Annotated in this window: 15 protein-coding genes; 11 read left to right on the top strand and 4 right to left on the bottom strand. The window is 58.1% G+C overall.

What is annotated here, in order from left to right; genetic code table 11:
• Positions 1–42: 42 nt before the first annotated feature.
• On the top strand, positions 43–2,883 hold the full coding sequence (gene leuS / locus Mal65_RS17655; protein WP_145305008.1) for a leucine--tRNA ligase: 2,841 nt from the start codon (positions 43–45) through the stop codon (positions 2,881–2,883).
• Positions 2,884–2,911: 28 nt separating this feature from the next.
• Here leuS and Mal65_RS17660 read toward each other — a convergent pair whose 3' ends face one another.
• Positions 2,912–3,511: a hypothetical protein gene (locus tag Mal65_RS17660; protein WP_145300503.1), complete on the bottom strand. Its 600-nt coding sequence runs from the start codon at positions 3,509–3,511 to the stop codon at positions 2,912–2,914.
• A gap of 313 nt (positions 3,512–3,824) precedes the next feature.
• Here Mal65_RS17660 and bioB point away from each other — a divergent pair, with 313 nt between their 5' ends.
• On the top strand, positions 3,825–4,826 hold the full coding sequence (gene bioB / locus Mal65_RS17665) for a biotin synthase BioB (protein ID WP_196784870.1): 1,002 nt from the start codon (positions 3,825–3,827) through the stop codon (positions 4,824–4,826).
• A gap of 127 nt (positions 4,827–4,953) precedes the next feature.
• On the opposite strand, the gene greA is transcribed toward bioB, so the two are convergent.
• Complete coding sequence (gene greA / locus Mal65_RS17670; protein ID WP_145300509.1) at positions 4,954–5,433, bottom strand: transcription elongation factor GreA; 480 nt, start codon at positions 5,431–5,433, stop codon at positions 4,954–4,956.
• 272 nt (positions 5,434–5,705) lie between these two features.
• On the opposite strand from greA, the gene Mal65_RS17675 reads away from it, so the two are divergent.
• The 4 genes from Mal65_RS17675 to Mal65_RS17690 all read left to right on the top strand — a co-directional run bounded on the left by Mal65_RS17675 (position 5,706) and on the right by Mal65_RS17690 (position 10,838).
• Positions 5,706–7,427, top strand: coding sequence for a glycoside hydrolase (locus Mal65_RS17675; RefSeq protein ID WP_145300512.1), 1,722 nt, complete (start codon positions 5,706–5,708; stop codon positions 7,425–7,427).
• A gap of 171 nt (positions 7,428–7,598) precedes the next feature.
• Positions 7,599–8,846 (top strand): hypothetical protein, encoded by a 1,248-nt coding sequence (locus Mal65_RS17680; protein WP_145300515.1) that lies wholly within the window; start codon positions 7,599–7,601, stop codon positions 8,844–8,846.
• Between the two features lie 117 nt (positions 8,847–8,963).
• Positions 8,964–10,244, top strand: coding sequence for a serpin family protein (locus tag Mal65_RS17685; RefSeq protein ID WP_145300518.1), 1,281 nt, complete (start codon positions 8,964–8,966; stop codon positions 10,242–10,244).
• Positions 10,245–10,325: 81 nt separating this feature from the next.
• Positions 10,326–10,838, top strand: coding sequence for a hypothetical protein (locus Mal65_RS17690; protein WP_145300521.1), 513 nt, complete (start codon positions 10,326–10,328; stop codon positions 10,836–10,838).
• Positions 10,839–10,962: 124 nt separating this feature from the next.
• Here the strand turns inward: Mal65_RS17690 and Mal65_RS17695 are convergent, their stop codons facing one another.
• Positions 10,963–11,121, bottom strand: coding sequence for a DNA gyrase inhibitor YacG (locus Mal65_RS17695; RefSeq protein WP_145305009.1), 159 nt, complete (start codon positions 11,119–11,121; stop codon positions 10,963–10,965).
• Between the two features lie 396 nt (positions 11,122–11,517).
• Between Mal65_RS17695 and Mal65_RS17700 the strand changes: the two genes are divergently transcribed.
• From Mal65_RS17700 to Mal65_RS17720, 5 genes are all read left to right on the top strand, one after another.
• Complete coding sequence (locus Mal65_RS17700) at positions 11,518–12,666, top strand: retropepsin-like aspartic protease family protein (RefSeq protein ID WP_165701357.1); 1,149 nt, start codon at positions 11,518–11,520, stop codon at positions 12,664–12,666.
• A 180-nt stretch (positions 12,667–12,846) separates the two neighbouring features.
• Positions 12,847–13,605, top strand: coding sequence for a sugar phosphate nucleotidyltransferase (locus Mal65_RS17705; RefSeq protein WP_145300527.1), 759 nt, complete (start codon positions 12,847–12,849; stop codon positions 13,603–13,605).
• Positions 13,598–14,548 (top strand): ribose-phosphate diphosphokinase, encoded by a 951-nt coding sequence (locus Mal65_RS17710; RefSeq protein WP_145300530.1) that lies wholly within the window; start codon positions 13,598–13,600, stop codon positions 14,546–14,548. The genes Mal65_RS17705 and Mal65_RS17710 overlap by 8 nt, the downstream gene beginning before the upstream one ends.
• A gap of 62 nt (positions 14,549–14,610) precedes the next feature.
• On the top strand, positions 14,611–15,648 hold the full coding sequence (locus Mal65_RS17715; protein ID WP_145300533.1) for an aldo/keto reductase: 1,038 nt from the start codon (positions 14,611–14,613) through the stop codon (positions 15,646–15,648).
• A gap of 162 nt (positions 15,649–15,810) precedes the next feature.
• Complete coding sequence (locus Mal65_RS17720; protein ID WP_145305010.1) at positions 15,811–16,428, top strand: hypothetical protein; 618 nt, start codon at positions 15,811–15,813, stop codon at positions 16,426–16,428.
• 7 nt (positions 16,429–16,435) lie between these two features.
• Here Mal65_RS17720 and Mal65_RS17725 read toward each other — a convergent pair whose 3' ends face one another.
• Positions 16,436–16,720 carry a hypothetical protein gene (locus Mal65_RS17725; RefSeq protein ID WP_196784259.1) on the bottom strand — a complete coding sequence of 95 codons (285 nt, stop codon included), beginning with the start codon at positions 16,718–16,720 and terminating at the stop codon, positions 16,436–16,438.
• Between the last annotated feature and the right edge of the window lie 209 nt (positions 16,721–16,929).

Raw genomic sequence — 16,929 nt, forward strand, 5'->3', positions numbered from 1 at the left:
CGCCGTGATCCCCTGTTTCCCGACGACTCGACTGCGATACCGATGCCGCGTTACAACCCCGCCGAAATCGAACCCCGCTGGCAAGAATACTGGCTGACCCATCGCACGTTCGCCACGCCACGTTTGCCCGGCGGGACCAAACGCTACGTGCTGGACATGTTCCCCTATCCCAGCGGCGACGGTCTGCATGTCGGTCACCCCGAAGGCTACACGGCGACGGACATTGTTTCACGGTTCGCACGGCTGCGCGGCGAAAGCGTGCTGCACCCGATCGGTTTCGATTCGTTCGGATTGCCCGCCGAGGAACACGCGATCAGCACCGGCGAACACCCGCGGATCCAGACGCAACGGAACATCGACAACTTCACACGCCAATTGAAGATGCTGGGGTTCAGCTACGACTGGGATCGGGTCGTCGCGACGACGGACGAAGACTATTTCCGCTGGACCCAGTGGATTTTTCTGGTCCTGTACGACACCTGGTTCGACGACGAACAACAAAAGGGTCGCCCGATTTCCGAGTTGCCGATCCCGGCGGAAATCGCCGCCCAAGGTGATGCGGTGATCGAATCGTACCAGGACGATCATCGTCTGGCCTATCAAGACGACGCGTTAGTGAATTGGTGTCCCGATTTGGGGACGGTATTGGCCAACGAAGAAGTGATCGATGGCAAAAGCGAACGTGGCGGCTATCCGGTCAAACGTATCCCGCTGCGTCAGTGGATGTTGCGGATCACTGCGTATTCCGAACGCTTGTTGTCCGGCCTGGACGATTTGGACTGGCCCGTCGGCATCAAGAAACTGCAACAGGATTGGATCGGACGCAGCACCGGCGCGGAAGTCGATTTCTTCATCGGCCCGGCCGACCAGTTTGACGCTTGGAAAACCGAACGTGCCAAGTCAGGCTTTCCGACAGATCCCACCGATGCCCTGCGTGTCTACACGACTCGGCCCGACACCCTGTTCGGCGCGACGTACATGGTCGTTGCACCGGAGCATCCGATGCGGGATCGATTGACCACCGAAGATCAATCGCCGCAAGTCAAAAAGTATTGCGAACAAGCATCCTTCAAAAGTGATCGGGAACGCACCGAAGGCGACAAGAACAAAACCGGCGTCTTCACCGGATCGCACGCGATCAACCCGGTCAACGGAAAACCGATTCCGATCTGGGTCGCCGACTATGTGTTAGCTGGTTATGGGACGGGCGCGATCATGGCGGTTCCGGCGCACGATGAACGCGACTTTGATTTCGCCCAAGCATTCGACTTGCCAGTGATTCCCGTCGTACGGCCTGATGACGATGATCCCCGGCGCGAAGTCATCTTGGCGGGCAAGGCTTGTTTTTCGGCCACCGGCGTGGCGATCAACAGCGGCCCGTTTGATGGCCAGACGACAGACCAAGTCAAAAAAGCCGTGACCGAATCGCTGGACGGCGATCACCTGGGCCGTGCCGCGGTCAATTACAAGCTTCGCGATTGGTTGTTCAGCCGCCAGCGTTTCTGGGGCGAACCGTTCCCCGTGCTTCATGAAATCGATGAAGCCGGCGAATTGACCGGCCGCAAACGCACCGTGCCGGCCGAAGACTTGCCGGTGACGCTGCCGGAACTGGAAGACTTCAAACCCCACGGCCGCCCCGAGCCGCCGCTGGCCAAGGCCGACGACGACTGGTTGATCGTCGAATTGGACGGACGACGTTTCCGACGCGAAACCAACACCATGCCCCAGTGGGCGGGATCTTGCTGGTATTACCTGCGGTATATCGATCCGAAAAATAACCAATGCATGATCGACCCCGAGCTGGAAAAGGCTTGGATGCCCGTCGACCTGTACGTGGGCGGTGCCGAACATGCCGTGCTGCACCTGTTGTACGCCCGGTTCTGGCACAAGGTCCTGTACGATCGCGGACACGTGACCTGCGCCGAACCATTCGGACGGCTGGTCAACCAAGGCATGATCTTGGGCCAAGCACAATTTCACTTGAGCGAAGATCAGGCCCAACAGCACCAGAAACCCCTGGCCGACGTTGGCATCGAAGCGGTGCGAGGCAAAGAAGACGACAAGACGTTGGTGTTGCGAAGCACCGACGGCCACGACCTTGACGATGATGCGACGGAAAAACGCAAAGGCAAGTTGTTCGTCAAAGGCACCGACATCGAAGTCATCGCCAAAGCCGACAAGATGTCCAAGAGTCGTGGCAATGTCGTCAACCCTGACGCGGTGGTGCGTGAATACGGTGCCGACTCGCTGCGCCTGTATGAAATGTTCATGGGACCACTCGAAGCCACCAAGCCCTGGAACATGTCCGGCGTCGGCGGCGTGCGAAACTTCTTGGATCGCGTTTGGCGAATGATCGTGGATGCGAAATCCGATGACGATCAACTGTGTGCCGAATTAGTCGACCAGCCCTGCAACGAAGAACAGAACCGTGTCCTTCACCAAACGATCAAAAAAGTAACCGAAGACACCGAAGGGCTCAGCTTCAACACGGCGATCGCACGGATGATGGAGTTCACCAACTTCTTCACCCGCCAAGACGAACGACCGATCGAAGCGATGAATTCGTTCCTCGTTCTGTTGTCGCCCTATGCCCCACACTTGGCCGAGGAACTTTGGAACCGCCTGGGGCACGATGATTCGATCGCCCATGCCACCTGGCCGACCTGGGACGAAGATGCGATCCGCGAATCAACCATCGAGATCCCGGTCCAGCTGAACGGCAAGGTGAAGACCAAGATCAACGTCCCCGCCGATGCCAAACCGGACGACATGATCCAAGCCGCGTTGAATGACGACAAAGTCCAATCGCTGGTGGACGGGAAAACGGTCGTCAAGAAAATCGCCGTGCCCGGACGTCTGGTGAACTTCGTCGTCAAACCCTGACGAATCGGCGTCATGCACCAACGCCGATTCAGCGGGCCGTGCGACAGGCCGCGTGGGCGGCACAGGACACGCAACCGACGCAACCTTTGGCGGCGTCGGTGCCGCACCCTGGACCGCATCCGGTTTCCAGCAATTCGGCAAATTCACCCGTGCGAACCACTGCTTCATATTGTCGCACGATGTCGCCGGTGATCGCGTCGATCTGCTCGGGAACGTCGCCCAAAAAATGCAGCAACAGCGTCCCGCCGTCGAACAAGTGATCGACGTCCAACAGCGTCGCGACGATCCCCGCCGATCGGATCGCGTCGCGACAGGCCTCCACCGCTTCGCATCGATGCCGATCCAAGCGTCGAATCAGCAATTCGTCCTGGGGTGTGGTGCGGCGCAGTATTCGGGGCGAGGGACCGGCTTGACGCCCTTGTAGGAAATTCCACCTCACCGGCGACACCAGTTCCCCCAGCTCCACGCCCCGCGATGTCCGCACCAAAACTCGGTCGCGGCGGCCCAGTGGACGATCCGACGCGGACGCCGGGGCGGATGCCGATGCCAGTTCGGCCAGACACCCCAGACGCAACGTCCACGCTTGGGGCCCCGCTTGGGGACTTCGATCAGGTTCGGTGGGATCCAACGTAGACGGTTCACAAATGGGTTCGCGACGGTCGGCCGCTCTTGCTGAATTGTCGGCCAAGGGCCACCATGTTGAACGATCTGCACCGCAGATGCAAAAGCCCGCCCGATGCGATGGGCCGACCGATACGAATCCGCTTTTTGCGGAACCAAACGTCCGGTCGCGCCCCAGAAATCGTGTCATGGACGGCGTCCCCGATCCTGTTCATCGAATTCAGCGAGCCCGATAGATCATGTCGACCACCGACGCGGCCACCCCGGAGACCCTGCCTCCCGTTTCCACCGATTCCGACGTGGCGATCAACGCCAAGCCGATGGCGGAACCCGGTTTCTATGACTCACTGGCCTCCTCGGTGCTGGCCGGCGAAACAATCAGCCGTGAAGACGCGTTGGCGATCATCAACGCTTCGGACTTGGACGTCCCGGCGATCATGGCCGCCGGTTTCCGGATCCGCCAAAAGCATTTCGGCCGTACCGTTCAGCTGTACTTTCTGATGAACGCGAAAAGCGGACTCTGCCCGGAAGACTGCAGCTACTGCAGCCAGTCCAAGGTCAGCAACGCGCCGGTTCCCAAGTACAACATTCTGCAGCGCGATCGCTTGATGGAAGCGGCCAAGCTGGCGCATGAACGGGGCGCGAAAACCTATTGCCTGGTTATCTCCGCTCGCGGCCCGAACGAACGCGAAATGAACGCGGTCGAATCCATCGTGCCGGAAATCAAAGCCAAGTATGACTTGGACATTTGCGCCAGCCTCGGGCTGCTGGACCGCGAACAAGCCGATCGTTTGTTTGCCGCCGGTGTTGATCGCATCAACCACAATCTGAACACCAGCGAAAACTATTACGGTCACATCTGTTCGACGCACACCTACGAAGACCGCAAGCAAACGCTGGAAAACGTTCGCGACGCGGGAATGGAAATGTGCAGCGGTGGGATCATCGGGATGGGCGAATCCCACGACGACATCGTGCAGATGGCGTTCGACTTGAAAGAGCTGGGCGTGCATTCCATTCCGCTGAACATTCTGAACGCCATCGACGGCACGCCATTGGAAGGCACCCAAGCGATGTCGCCCAACGATTGCTTGAAAGCGTTGGCGATGTTCCGGTTCGTCAACCCGGATCGCGAAATCCGCATCGCCGGTGGCCGCGAAATTCACCTGCGTCACATGCAGCCGATGGGCCTGTACGTGGCCAACAGCCTGTTTGTCGGCGATTACCTGACGACCAAGGGGCAACCGCCGCAAGCCGATTACGACATGATCCGCGACATGGGCTTTGACATCACCACCAACATCGAACCTGTCGCCCGCTAGTACCGGATCGGTCAGCGGATCGAAACGCCTGCCCCCAGTCCAATGCAAAAGGGCTCCGCGGTCATGACGACCTCGGAGCCCTTTTTGATGGGACGGCAAAAACGCCCGTGAAAGAATATCCAGCCGTTTAGGATTCGTACTTGATCTTCAGAATCTTGAACTTCAGCATGCCGGCCGGCGCTTCGACTTCCGCGGTGTCACCGACCTTTTTGCCGATCAGTCCTTGGCCCAGCGGGCTGGTCACCAGGATCTTGTTCGTGTCGTAATCTTCGTCGCCGGTGCCGACCAGAGTGAACTCTTCTTCGTCACCGTAGGCCAAGTCTTCGACGGTGACGGTGCAGCCGAAAGCGACCTCGTCCTTGGGCATTTGCGACGTATCAACGATCGAAGCCCGAGCGACCTTGTCTTTCAGCTCGCTGATCTTCGCCATCAGCATGCCCTGGTTTTCACGCTGGGCATGGTATTCGGCGTTTTCCTTCAGGTCGCCTTCCTCGCGGGCGGCAGCCAGCTTTTCGGTAATGACGGGCAGCTCATCGTTTTCCAGGCGAGAGATTTCGGCTTTCAAACGGTTGTAACCCTCCCGCGTCATGGGAACGGTCTCGTGCATCCATCTTTCCTTTCGGACAAAAAAGAAACCTTTTCCGCCGCGGACAGCGGAAAAGGCCTTCGGTTTCAAAGCCCCGTATTATCCCGATCCCCACCCCCTGTGTAAAGCCAGTTTCCCATTGCCGTGGCGTCTTGCCCGTGCTTGACCGACGTATTCGCCGACGCGACGACCCGCTGTCGCAGCGGAGCATCGACCGGCGACCGGCTCGAAATCAACCCGGCCGACTGATCTACACTGGGAGGCAAAAGCACGATCACGCCTTGGGGACCCCCATGAATATCACGACGGCCCGCGTCGTTTTTCTGTCAGTCGTCGCCGCCTTGTCATCGTCGCGGTTGGCCTCCGCCGCATCACCCGACGAGCCGCCGAAAAAGGTCGTCGCGTTTCGAGTGGCCGAACCTGATGACGGGCTGTTCGCCGGTGGCCCGGATTTGATCCACATCCAAGCCCGGTACGAAGGCAGCGACCGCTGGTCCAGTGCCGACCCGGAAACCTATCAGGTCAAAATCAAGGGGTCTGCATCCCTGGTCCAAGACCCCACGGGCGAACCACGCAATCCGTTCGTGATCATTCCGGAATCCGCTGGTGATGCGGTCACCGTGCGGTTGACGGCCGGCAACGTCGCGTCCGAAGTGGCATTGGATGTTGCCGAACCCGCGTCGTCCGGTCCCGTCACCCTGCGGATTCACCCCGATCAAACCGGACACCCTTACACCGGGCTGGGTGCGGGAGTCATGTTCTATGACAACCAATTCAACATCAGCAACGATCTGTTCGATTGGTGCTTCCGCGACGTCGACACGCAATTGGTTCACGCGTTGATTCGACCAGATTTTGAACCGACCAATGACAACGACGACTGGCAATCGCTGAACAACGATGCCTTTGATTGGTCGCGCTGCGAACGCCTGTTTTGGATCCTGTGGAATGCCAAACAACGCAACCCCGACTTGAAGGTCTTCGCTTGTCTTTATTCGCCGCCACCGTGGATGAAGACCAATCAGGCGACCACCGGTGACGGCGGTTTGAAGAAGGGAGATCAATACCGGCTCGAAATGGCCGAATACGTTTATGCGTTCCTGAAGCACGCCAAGTGGAAGGGCACCACGATTGATTATCTCTGTTTGTTCAATGAACCCGATTGGCCTCATACCCAGGACGGAACGCACTACACATCACTGACCGAACTGGCCGAAACGCACGTCCAGGTGCGAAACGCCATCATCGAATTGATCGAAGCCGACGATGAATTTGATCACCTTCCGCAATTCGTTTTTCCGGAAACGCTGGGGGCCGGTTCGATTACTCGCGCTGCAAAGGACAGCGATCGTCTGGCCGACTTTGTACAGTCCGGTCAATTGGATCACCTGGCCGCGTGGGGTGTTCACGACTACTGGAACACCGGCGGTTACTGGCCGGTACGTTTCCAAGAGTTACGACGCTTCACCAAGTCGGATCAACAACCGATTTGGATGACCGAGTGGGCTCAGCGATCCCCCAAATCTGATTTGGCGTCGGCGATGGAATATGGGCGGAACATCACCAATGCGCTGCGTTTGGGGTGTTCGGCCTGGATGGCATTCGAATGGGCGCACCCGGCCCAGAACCAATCGGGTTTGATCAGCACGCAGTGGGGCGAAGGCTATCCGCAGAAACGCTTCTGGCGCAGCAAGGCGTATTACGTGTTCCAGCAGATCGCCAACACCAGCCCCGCCGGCGGCCAATGTGTGCCCATCGAAATTGACGCCGGCGGTGATGGCAGGCAGCCCGGCGGACTGGAAGCCCTGTGTGTTCGCAAAGACGATCAAATGGTCGTCCATATCGTCAACGACCGGCCCACTCGCCGTCCCTACACCGTAACAGGGCCGGGCGTCGGCGATCCTGATGCGGCGTGGTTGACCGACCACACAAACAATTTCACGCCGCTATCGCAGCATCAATCGCAGGGCCAGATTCCGCCCCACGCCGTGCTGACGCTGCAGTATTCCCTGTAATCAGCGACGATTCGGCAGCGAGATGGCGATCGGAGGCCCTGCATGCGACGGGGATGAAATTCGGATTGGCCACTAATTTTTGGCACCTTTCGACGTTGGCTCTCGCAGGGATCGACATCGACACCACGTCGGTCTCGGTCACCCGCTGCCCACAAGCCTTGCCAACGTCACATGATCCGCAAAAGCCCCCTGATCGTCACCCTGATCTGCGGCCTCTGGGCCAGTCTTTCGCCGGCACCGGCATTCGCGTCGATCTCTCCCCGCTTTCCCCAGTGTGCTGCGATCGATGCAGACCTGCGTCGACTGCAATCACAAATCAGCGAGTTCGATTCTCAACTGGTCCAACTGGACCAATCCGCCTGGCGGTTCGGCGAAGGGATCAAAGTCGGAATCAAAACGACCAGTCTGATTCGCGACTTTGATCGTCGATTGAAAAAGTTGGCCGATCGCTTGACGCCTTATCAATCGGTGCCGCACGTTCGCACCGCGGCGCGTCATTTGAAGAAGAACGTCGAACGATTGCAGAGTCAAATCGCAAAGGTTCGCAAAAAGGCGGACAAGTTCGAGGCAGACGTTTTGAAACCGGCCCGCCAGCGTGTCAAAAACCTGCGACAGACCATTTCCGGTGGCCGCATCAAGTTGGCAACCTTGCGTCGCGACATCGGCGTGTACCGGCATTCGCTGTCTCAGGCAACGGAGATCGCTGCGACGCATCGCCAACTTCATCAGACACTCGAATTCACCGCTTCGCAGCATCGCCGTTCCATCGACCAAACCGTCGATGCGATCGAACGGCTGGGCCACCAATCCCGCTTGATCACATCCTCGTTTCAAAAGATCGACGGCGTGTTCGCAGCTTTCGCAACGGTCCATCAATCGGTTCAGCAAAGTGGCGACAAGATGAAAGCCAGTGAAGAACTGGTCGGCCGCATCGATGACGTGATTACCAAACCGATTCGAATCAAAAACCCGATCACTCGAAAGACGAAAAGCTTCAGCGTTCGCGAAATCTTGGAGAAGCCTCAAGACATCGCCGGAATCATTCTGAAACCGCTGAACAAGATCGTCGACAAGCTGCTTGATCCCCTGCTAAGCAAGCTGAAGCTGGAGATCCCGTCGCCCAAAGGTTTGACGGAACTGTCTCGACAGTTGGACGAAGCCACACGCATCAGCCGTACCGCTGAACAGCCACTGAAAATGATTGAATCGTCTCTGATCAAGCGATTGCAGTCGGCCATCAAAACACTGACGTTTCAGACCCAGCAAACCCAAAAAATCGTTCGCCAACTGCCTCCCACGCCGGCCCCCATCGGCCAACCAGTTTCGCGTCCCGAAAAAACCGTGCGACCAGATCCACCATCCACGCCCCCCAAGCAGACACCCGCTGCCGACATGCCGGCCATGTTTTTGGGCTTCTGAAAACGGGCGCGGCGTGAAGCCGATGTGGTGTGTCCATCACCCAACGCTTGTCCGTTCACCGCCGCGTTTTTGTTGAGCTTCTTCTTCTCTCGTTCGTCCGCCTATTGATAGGAAACCATGATGTCACTTCAAAGCTTGAAACACCCCACCCGTCGCTGGCTTCAACGCCGATCGCTGGCCATCGCGGCGATCACCCTGCTGTTATCGATTCCACTGGCGTTCGTGTCCGCCCGCACGGTCGCAGAAGAAATGCGTTCTGAACCGTTGGATTTATCACCGTTGGTGTCGGAACAAAATCGTTTGAGCATCGACATGCTACGGCGTTTGTGCAATGCCGACGACAAGAACATTTTTTGTTCCCCGATGAACATCCACATGGCTCTCAGCTTGTTGGAACCGGCCGCCAATGGTCCGACAAAGGATGAACTTCGGTCATTGTTGTATCGGGATGAAAACCCTGATTCGCTGTACCGATCGTTCATTGAACAAATGACCGACCAAGACCAAACGGGCGTCGAGATATCGATGGGGTCCAACCTGTGGTTGCGTTCGGGCTTGGACATTCGTTCCAAGTATGAAAGCCTTCTCGCAGACCGCTTTGCCGGCGTCGACCACGCCGACTTTCTTCATGAACAAGACGAATCCATTGCCGCGATCAACGACTGGGTCTCCGACGCCACTGCAGGACGCATTCCCAAGCTAGCGTCGCGTGACACGGTCACCAAAGAAACGCTGATGTTTTTGGCCAGTGCCATTTACTTCAAAGGTTCTTGGTCGGAAGCATTTTCAAAACGGTCGACTCTGCCGCGTGACTTTACTCTGGCCGATGGTACGACCAAGGAAGTCCCGATGATGCAGAAAAACATCCACATCCAAACGATGGATGGCGACACCTATCGCATCGGAATCCTGCCTTATGGCGACAAGATTCGTCGCATGGAAATGGTGATCTTGTTGCCGGATAGGCACGACGGGCTGAACTCCATGATCGACCAAATGGATTTAGGCACACTGAACACCCAATTGTCCATGCGTCCGAAACGACGTGGCACGTTGGTGACCCTTCCGAAGTTTGAATTGAGCAGCAGTTATGACCTGATCCCCCATTTGCAACAGATGGGAATCAAAACGGCGTTCACCGACGCGGCAGATTTCTCGGGAATGACACAACAAGATCGCATCAAGCTGTCCGTCGTTTGTCACAAAGCCGTCATTCAAGTGGACGAAGAAGGAACCGTTGCAGCCGCGGTCACCGGCGTCGGCGGCATCCGAGCCACCTCGGTGCCACCACCACCGCCGACATTCAATGTCGATCGGCCGTTCGCATTTCTGATTCGTGACAACCAAACGGGAAGCATCCTGTTCGTCGGACGCGTGAATGATCCTTCGGCCAAATGAACGCGGCCGATGAACAACACCGCCGAAGCTTAACGCTTCCCTAGACCACTCTCAGCCCCGTAACACCAGCAGACATCCACCATGACGATTCACATTCGATCCATCTTGATCCTGCTAAGCCTGTGCTGCGTTGCAACCGCAGACGAACCACAAGACGAAAGGAAAAGATCGGAACGCGCCAACGCCGTCAGTGCGACTCGGATAGACAGCACGGCGCGACAGATCAAGCGTCCGTGGAGCTGGTCTGGGCCGGCACGTCAGATTCACCCCAGCCGCACCATGTGGTCGAACCTTTGGGACAACCTACTTTCGGTGCCGGATGTGTTGCGCACGGCTCATCCGGAACTGGAGGATGGTGCCGGAATGTTGGTCACCAGCGATGTGACCCTGGAGTATGGGAAAGTGAAATTCACCGCCGGCGAGATCATCTTGCAAATCGACGAGATTCGATTGACCAGGAAAGAAGAACTTCCCATGCGAATCAACACCGCTCGTGTCGCTCGCGTGTTGATGCCCGATGGCAAGATTGTTCAACGGGACATCCCGGCTTGGCGGGTGCCGATTCGCCCCCATCCTCCGATGCCCAAACGTTAAACGCCGGTCTGCAAACCGTCATCCTGGCGAAAGCAGCGTTCGGACCGATGGAAGCCAAAGAATGCCAACGAAACCAGTCGCTGGATTCGGTAACTCTTCGGGACCTTCGGTTGTCCATCTCGTTTCAATCGAGCATTTCAGGATCGGGTTCGCCTTCATGAGGCAGCCCGATTTCTTCGTCCAACCATCGCCCCAGATCGATTTGTTTACACCGCACGCTGCAAAACGGCGGGGCCTGTGTCTCATCCAGCAAAAAACCGGTCCCACAAATCGGACACGTCATTGCCGACGGATCTCGCCGAACCACACTGCGTCGTGATGTCGATGGTGTGGGTTGCGATGAGGCCGAACGGTTTTTCACGTTTGAAGTTTCTTTCCGGTCCATCCGTCGATTCACTTTCGATTGGTTCGATGCCGTTCGTTCCGACGCTGCGGTCGTCGCCCGTTCACGGGGACGTCGGAGGCTTCCGCGGCTGAGGTATCCATTTTTTAATCCCATCGCGGCCGCGTCCAGCATACGATAGAGAGGTGTCGTCCCCCCGCAACAGCGTCACCCGCCACCGTCCTTCCGCCCCACCACCCATCCATGGTCTTCCGCGCACCCCAACGCACGACCGCCGCAACGTTGCCAATGCGCACGGGTTTTACATTGGCCCTTGGCCGTTTGTCGTTGGCCGTCATGTTTTGCGTCTGCGCATCGGCGACGGTGACGATCGCTGCACAATCCAATCCCAGTGAAACCAGTGGTGATACGGAATCACAGGCATCGTCGACCACGTCACGATCCGACGCCGATGGCCAGGATTCGCAACCCGCCGACGTCCCAGCACCGAAACCGTATTCACCCGCGGTCTTGGCCCAGGCCGTTGAAATCTTGGACACCCATGGATTGAAACCTTCGGGACGACAGATCATCTGCACGACGGCCGGTGAGATATCACGTGCATTGTCGGGGCTGCCCAAACAACGACGTGAACTTCGGCAAATCCGCCAAGCTTGGCAGCAAGCCACGTTGATCGAAAACACGATCGTCGAGCAATTGTCTCGGCTGAATCGACAATACGGCGAACTCAATCTTCGACTGGCATCCACTCCGGTCATCAGTGGGCGAGACCACAACAAGATCGTCGCGATGATCAACGCGACGGCCGCGAAAACAAAACAGTTGGCGGCCGACCGTCAAAACGCCAAGCTGAACGTGGACAAACAGGCGTCACAGTTGCATCAAGCCGAGTCGGATTACGCAGAAGTCGTGATGGCGATTCGTGCGGACTTTGATCAATTGCGTGATGCTTTGGCCGAAAGTTTGAAGGACCGCAAAGTGTCCATCGCCCTGTCGGTCACCAATCGCAACTTGAACACCCCCGCCGAACTGACGGCCGACGACATTTTGGCACCGGTCCTTCGTCGTCTGGAGGCGGAAGAATCCGAGGTATTTCGCGAAACGATTGAACTGGAATCCGAGGGCAACGGTTTGTTCGTCAACGTGACCGTCGGCGGCAAGACGACCAAGATGGTGCTGGACAGCGGGGCATCGATCATCAGCCTGCCGGCAAAAACGGCCGCCGAATTGGATATCAAGATTCCCGCCGACGCGCCGGCAATGCGGATGGAATTGGCCGATGGCCGCGTGATCGGCGCCCGCGGTGTCACGTTGCCGTCGGTGCGGGTCGGACAATTCGAAGCGGAAAACGTTCGTGCCGCCGTCTTGGACGCTTCCGCTTCGTTTGCCCAGCCGCTGCTGGGAATGAGCTATCTGGGGCGGTTCAAATTCGAAATCGATGCCGCAGGCCGGACGCTAAAAATGCTGCGTATCCAAGGCGATTGACCGCCATTTGCTGGGCGACCGGACCGCCCACGCTGGTTCGGCCTTCTTTGCCCCGCCTTGCTGATGTCCGGTCGACCGACCACGATGTCGGCCCATCGGCCGCGTCGCAGGCATCCGCTGCGACCGACCGAAAAATCGACCACTGAACACTCGGCCCCCAACAATCGACCGGTTCAATCAATGTCTGCAACGGATTCGCCCTGTGCCGTCGTGCTCGCCGCTGGCAAGGGCACGCGGATGAAAAGCGAACTGCCCAAAGTGCTTTGCCCCGTGGTGGACCGCCCGATGATCCATTTTGTGTTGGACGCATTGTCGGCGGCCGGCATCGAACGAAAGATCGTCGTCGTTGGCTATCAAGCGGACTTGGTCCGCCAGGAGCTTAGCGGTCGCAAAGACCCGATCGAGTTCGTGGAACAAACCGAACAGCTGGGGACCGGTCACGCGGTGCAAATGTGTCGCGACGCATTGATGACGCAAGCCGGCCCGACCATCGTGGTGGCGGGCGATTCGCCGCTGATTCAATCCGACAGTTTGAAAACCCTGCTGGATCACTTCGCCAAAACGCAACCGTCGTTGCTGATGGGTACGTTGAAGAAAGACGATCCCACCGGGCTGGGTCGCATCGTTCGTGATGAAGACGGCAACTTTATCGGCATCGTCGAACACAAAGACGCCACGCCGGAACAGTTGGCGATCACCGAAGTGAACATGAGCACGTACCTGTTCCAAACCCCCGACTTGCTGTCGTCGCTGAAACAGATCAGCAACGACAACGCACAGGGTGAATACTACCTGACGGATTGTCCGGCACTGTTGCGGAAATCAGGCAAGGCCGTGGACGCTTTGCCCGTGCTGAAGCCGTGCGAAGCTCTTTCGATCAACAATCCACAGGAGCTGCAGATCGTCGACGAAACGATGCGATCAATGGGTTATGCGTGAACTGAAAATCTTTAGCGGTCGGGCGAACCCGACGCTGACTGAAAAACTGTGCCGGCACCTGCATCTGGAGCCCGCCAAGATCTCGTTGGGACAATTCCCCGACGGAGAGAATTTTTGCAAGCTAGATGAAGACGTGCGCGGACGCGACGTTTTCTTGATACAGCCGACATGTCCACCGGTCAACGATCATTTGATCGAACTTTTGACCATGATCGATTGCTGCCGCCGCGCCAGTGCCGAACGGATCACCGCGGTCATCCCGTACTTCGGTTACGCGCGGCAGGACCGCAAGGACGAAGGCCGGGTGCCGATCACGGCCAAGCTGATCGCCAACTTGATCACCCGCGCCGGTGCCGATCGCGTGTTGGCGATGGACTTGCACGCGGCCCAAATCCAGGGCTTTTTTGACGTCCCGGTGGATCACTTGTATGCGGCCCCCGTGCTGAACGATCACTTCCTTAGCCGCGGGCTGGACGAAGACGAAATCGTCGTGGTCAGCCCGGACGAAGGCAGCATTAAACGTGCCGTCGGCCACGCCAAACGATTGGGCGGCCCGCTGGGAATCATCGACAAACGTCGCAGCAGCGCATTGGAAGTCCGCCAGTCGACCATCATCGGTGGTCCCGTCGAAGGACGCATCGCACTGATGTTTGACGACATGATCAGCACCGCCGGTTCCATCTGCGGCGCGGCACGCTTGGTGCACGACGCGGGCGCCAAAGAAATTCACATCGCATGCACCCACGGCGTCCTGTGCGGTCCGGCGATTCATCGCCTGCGCGAAGCCCCGATCGATTCGGTCGTCGTCACCGACACGATTCCGATTCCTGCGGAAAAACAATTGCCCGGTATGGTCCAGCTGTCTGTGGCCCCGCTGCTTGCCGAAGCCATCAAACGGATCCACCACGACCAATCAATCAGTGAACTGTTCCGCGAACGCTGATTGACCAACTTGCGCCACGTGACCATTTCTCCGACAACGGTTCTTCCAAGAGATATCCAACGATGCAACGACGACGACTCGGCCGCAGCGGTATCGTCGTGTCCGACATCTGCATGGGCACAATGACGTTCGGTTCCCAGTGCGATGAATCGACTAGCCACGAAATTTGTGACGTCGCACACGATGCGGGAATCGATTTCTTTGATGCAGCGGAAATCTATCCCGTTCCACCGAAGCGGGAAACGGTCGGCAAGACCGAAGAAATCTTTGGCAATTGGTTGAAGCGACAAACACGCGAAGCGGTGATCGTTGCCACCAAAGTCACCGGTCCGGCGCACGGCTGGTTCGCCGCGCCGGTCCGTAACGAACACTGTGCGATCGACCGGCATCAGATCATCCGTGCCTGCGAAGCTTCGCTGCGTCGTTTGCAAACCGATTACATCGATCTGTATCAGATCCACTGGCCCGACCACGGCATGCCGTATCACGAAGTGTTGTCGGCGTTGACGGAATTGCGGCAAAGCGGCAAGGTCCGAGTCATCGGCTGCAGCAACGAAACCAGCTGGGGAGTGATGAAAAGCCTGTGGGAAGCCGACACCTATGGACTGGATCGCTACCAAACCGTTCAGAACAACTTCAGCCTGATCAATCGCCGTTGCGAAAGCGAACTGGCACAAGTGCTTCGTAAAGAGGGCCTTTCGCTGTTGCCTTATTCGCCTTTGGGCGGCGGCGTGCTAACGGGCAAGTACAACGATGGGCCCCCGCCCGGCGGACGGTTCACCGAATACCTGACCAACGGCGGTGACCGGCAGAAGCGGATGGCTCAGCGATTCGTCAATGATCGATCACTGGAAACCACCAGACGCCTGGGCCAAATCGCCGAAGACTTGGGCGTCAGTGTCACCGCGTTGGCGCTGGCCTGGAGCAAGCAACACGACTTCGTCGCCAGCACGATCGTCGGCGCCACCTCCGTCGCACAGCTGAAAGAATCACTGGAGGCGGACGACCTGATTTTGGACGCCGAAACGTTGGAGCGGATCGATCAGATCGATTTCGAAATCCCCAACCCGATGACCGAAGACGGGCTGCGACGACTGTAACGGCAAGCCGTCCTCACCACATCGCCCGTCGGTTCGGTGGGCGATGACGGAGTGTCCGCTGGTGACGATTGGACGGATTGCGCGGAGACAGAACTTGGCAAATTCGCCGCGTTCCTGTCATTTTCCCGACGCCAATTGGTTTTGCGAACTAGCTTGGCGTCCATGCGCTACATGATCCCCGTGGTCGCATGGATGCTATTGACCGCACCGGCCATCGCAACGGATTGGCTGACGCTTCCGAGCACCTACACGCATGACCCCGTCAGCGGTCAGCGGGTCACCCAGTACGCGCCCACGGCAATGCCATCGGTGGAAATCGACCCGACGTATCGCAGCAGCGGTTATCGCCACTATCGCAGCACATTGGCTTATGGCCAGTCGGCCGACAACTATCACAACGTCGATACCTGGGGAGATCCCGTTCGACCTTACGGCGAATGGCGTTTTCCCTATCGGCCTTACAGCACGCCGTACGCCAATTGGGGTGCACCGTTCGCCGGCCTGAATCTGGGCTACGGCTATCCCGCCCCCTATCCGCCGGGTGCCGGAAACGGTGGCGGCCCTGTAGGTCCCGGCTGGCAACGTCCGGGCAATGGCCAGCGCCCGGGCAACGGTCAGCGTCCGGGCAACGGACTGGGCCGCCCCGGCAAACCGCCCGTCTTTGATCGCCCGGGCAATCCCTATCCGGCGGGTGGAAACAGCCCGTATCCGGTCGCGCCCTATTACGACGGTTATTATCCGCAATACCGGAACCAAACCGACAATTCTCGCGGGCGCTAGGCGCAAACTATCGACGGGCACCACGCAGTTGATCGGTTCCCAGCAAGATGCGACGCAGCGGGCTGCCCTGCAACTGTCCGGTCGCGGCTTGATGGCGATAGCGAATCGTATTGCCGTAAACGTGCAACGGTCGTCCCGGACGTTTTTCGATCGGCATCGCCTTGACGGTTTGGCGGTACTGTCCGGTCGGCACAATGACGCGGTCCCAACCGGTCGGTGAAGTGGCCAATGCCGACGAACCGACGGCCGAGACAAATGCGAAAGCAAGTAAAGCGATTGCGAAGCGTTTCATCGTCCAAGAATCATGCGGGTCAAACAAACAGGTTGCTAACGACAGTCTAGTATTCTTCTGTGGCAAACGCGGCCTCGTCGATACCTGATTTTTCGAACAGTTCGGGCATTCCCCGACGATGCACGGCCGCGACGGCGATCACTCTCCGCTGCATCCGCATGTTACGGGCAAAACCGATGAACAAAACCCCAGGGTGGGCGTGCGATCAT

Origin of the sequence: Crateriforma conspicua, assembly GCF_007752935.1 — a bacterium.
GTDB lineage: Bacteria > Planctomycetota > Planctomycetia > Pirellulales > Pirellulaceae > Crateriforma > Crateriforma conspicua.

Excerpts from the sequence above, each read along its gene's own strand:
- leuS (WP_145305008.1), top strand. The coding sequence starts at position 43 with ATGCCGCGTTACAACCCCGCCGAAATCGAACCCCGCTGGCAAGAATAC.
- bioB (WP_196784870.1), top strand. The coding sequence starts at position 3,825 with ATGGCGGAACCCGGTTTCTATGACTCACTGGCCTCCTCGGTGCTGGCC.
- greA (WP_145300509.1), bottom strand. The coding sequence starts at position 5,433 with ATGCACGAGACCGTTCCCATGACGCGGGAGGGTTACAACCGTTTGAAA.
- Mal65_RS17675 (WP_145300512.1), top strand. The coding sequence starts at position 5,706 with ATGAATATCACGACGGCCCGCGTCGTTTTTCTGTCAGTCGTCGCCGCC.
- Mal65_RS17680 (WP_145300515.1), top strand. The coding sequence starts at position 7,599 with ATGATCCGCAAAAGCCCCCTGATCGTCACCCTGATCTGCGGCCTCTGG.
- Mal65_RS17685 (WP_145300518.1), top strand. The coding sequence starts at position 8,964 with ATGATGTCACTTCAAAGCTTGAAACACCCCACCCGTCGCTGGCTTCAA.
- Mal65_RS17690 (WP_145300521.1), top strand. The coding sequence starts at position 10,326 with ATGACGATTCACATTCGATCCATCTTGATCCTGCTAAGCCTGTGCTGC.
- Mal65_RS17695 (WP_145305009.1), bottom strand. The coding sequence starts at position 11,121 with ATGACGTGTCCGATTTGTGGGACCGGTTTTTTGCTGGATGAGACACAG.
- Mal65_RS17700 (WP_165701357.1), top strand. The coding sequence starts at position 11,518 with ATGTTTTGCGTCTGCGCATCGGCGACGGTGACGATCGCTGCACAATCC.
- Mal65_RS17705 (WP_145300527.1), top strand. The coding sequence starts at position 12,847 with ATGTCTGCAACGGATTCGCCCTGTGCCGTCGTGCTCGCCGCTGGCAAG.
- Mal65_RS17710 (WP_145300530.1), top strand. The coding sequence starts at position 13,598 with ATGCGTGAACTGAAAATCTTTAGCGGTCGGGCGAACCCGACGCTGACT.
- Mal65_RS17715 (WP_145300533.1), top strand. The coding sequence starts at position 14,611 with ATGCAACGACGACGACTCGGCCGCAGCGGTATCGTCGTGTCCGACATC.
- Mal65_RS17720 (WP_145305010.1), top strand. The coding sequence starts at position 15,811 with ATGCGCTACATGATCCCCGTGGTCGCATGGATGCTATTGACCGCACCG.
- Mal65_RS17725 (WP_196784259.1), bottom strand. The coding sequence starts at position 16,720 with ATGAAACGCTTCGCAATCGCTTTACTTGCTTTCGCATTTGTCTCGGCC.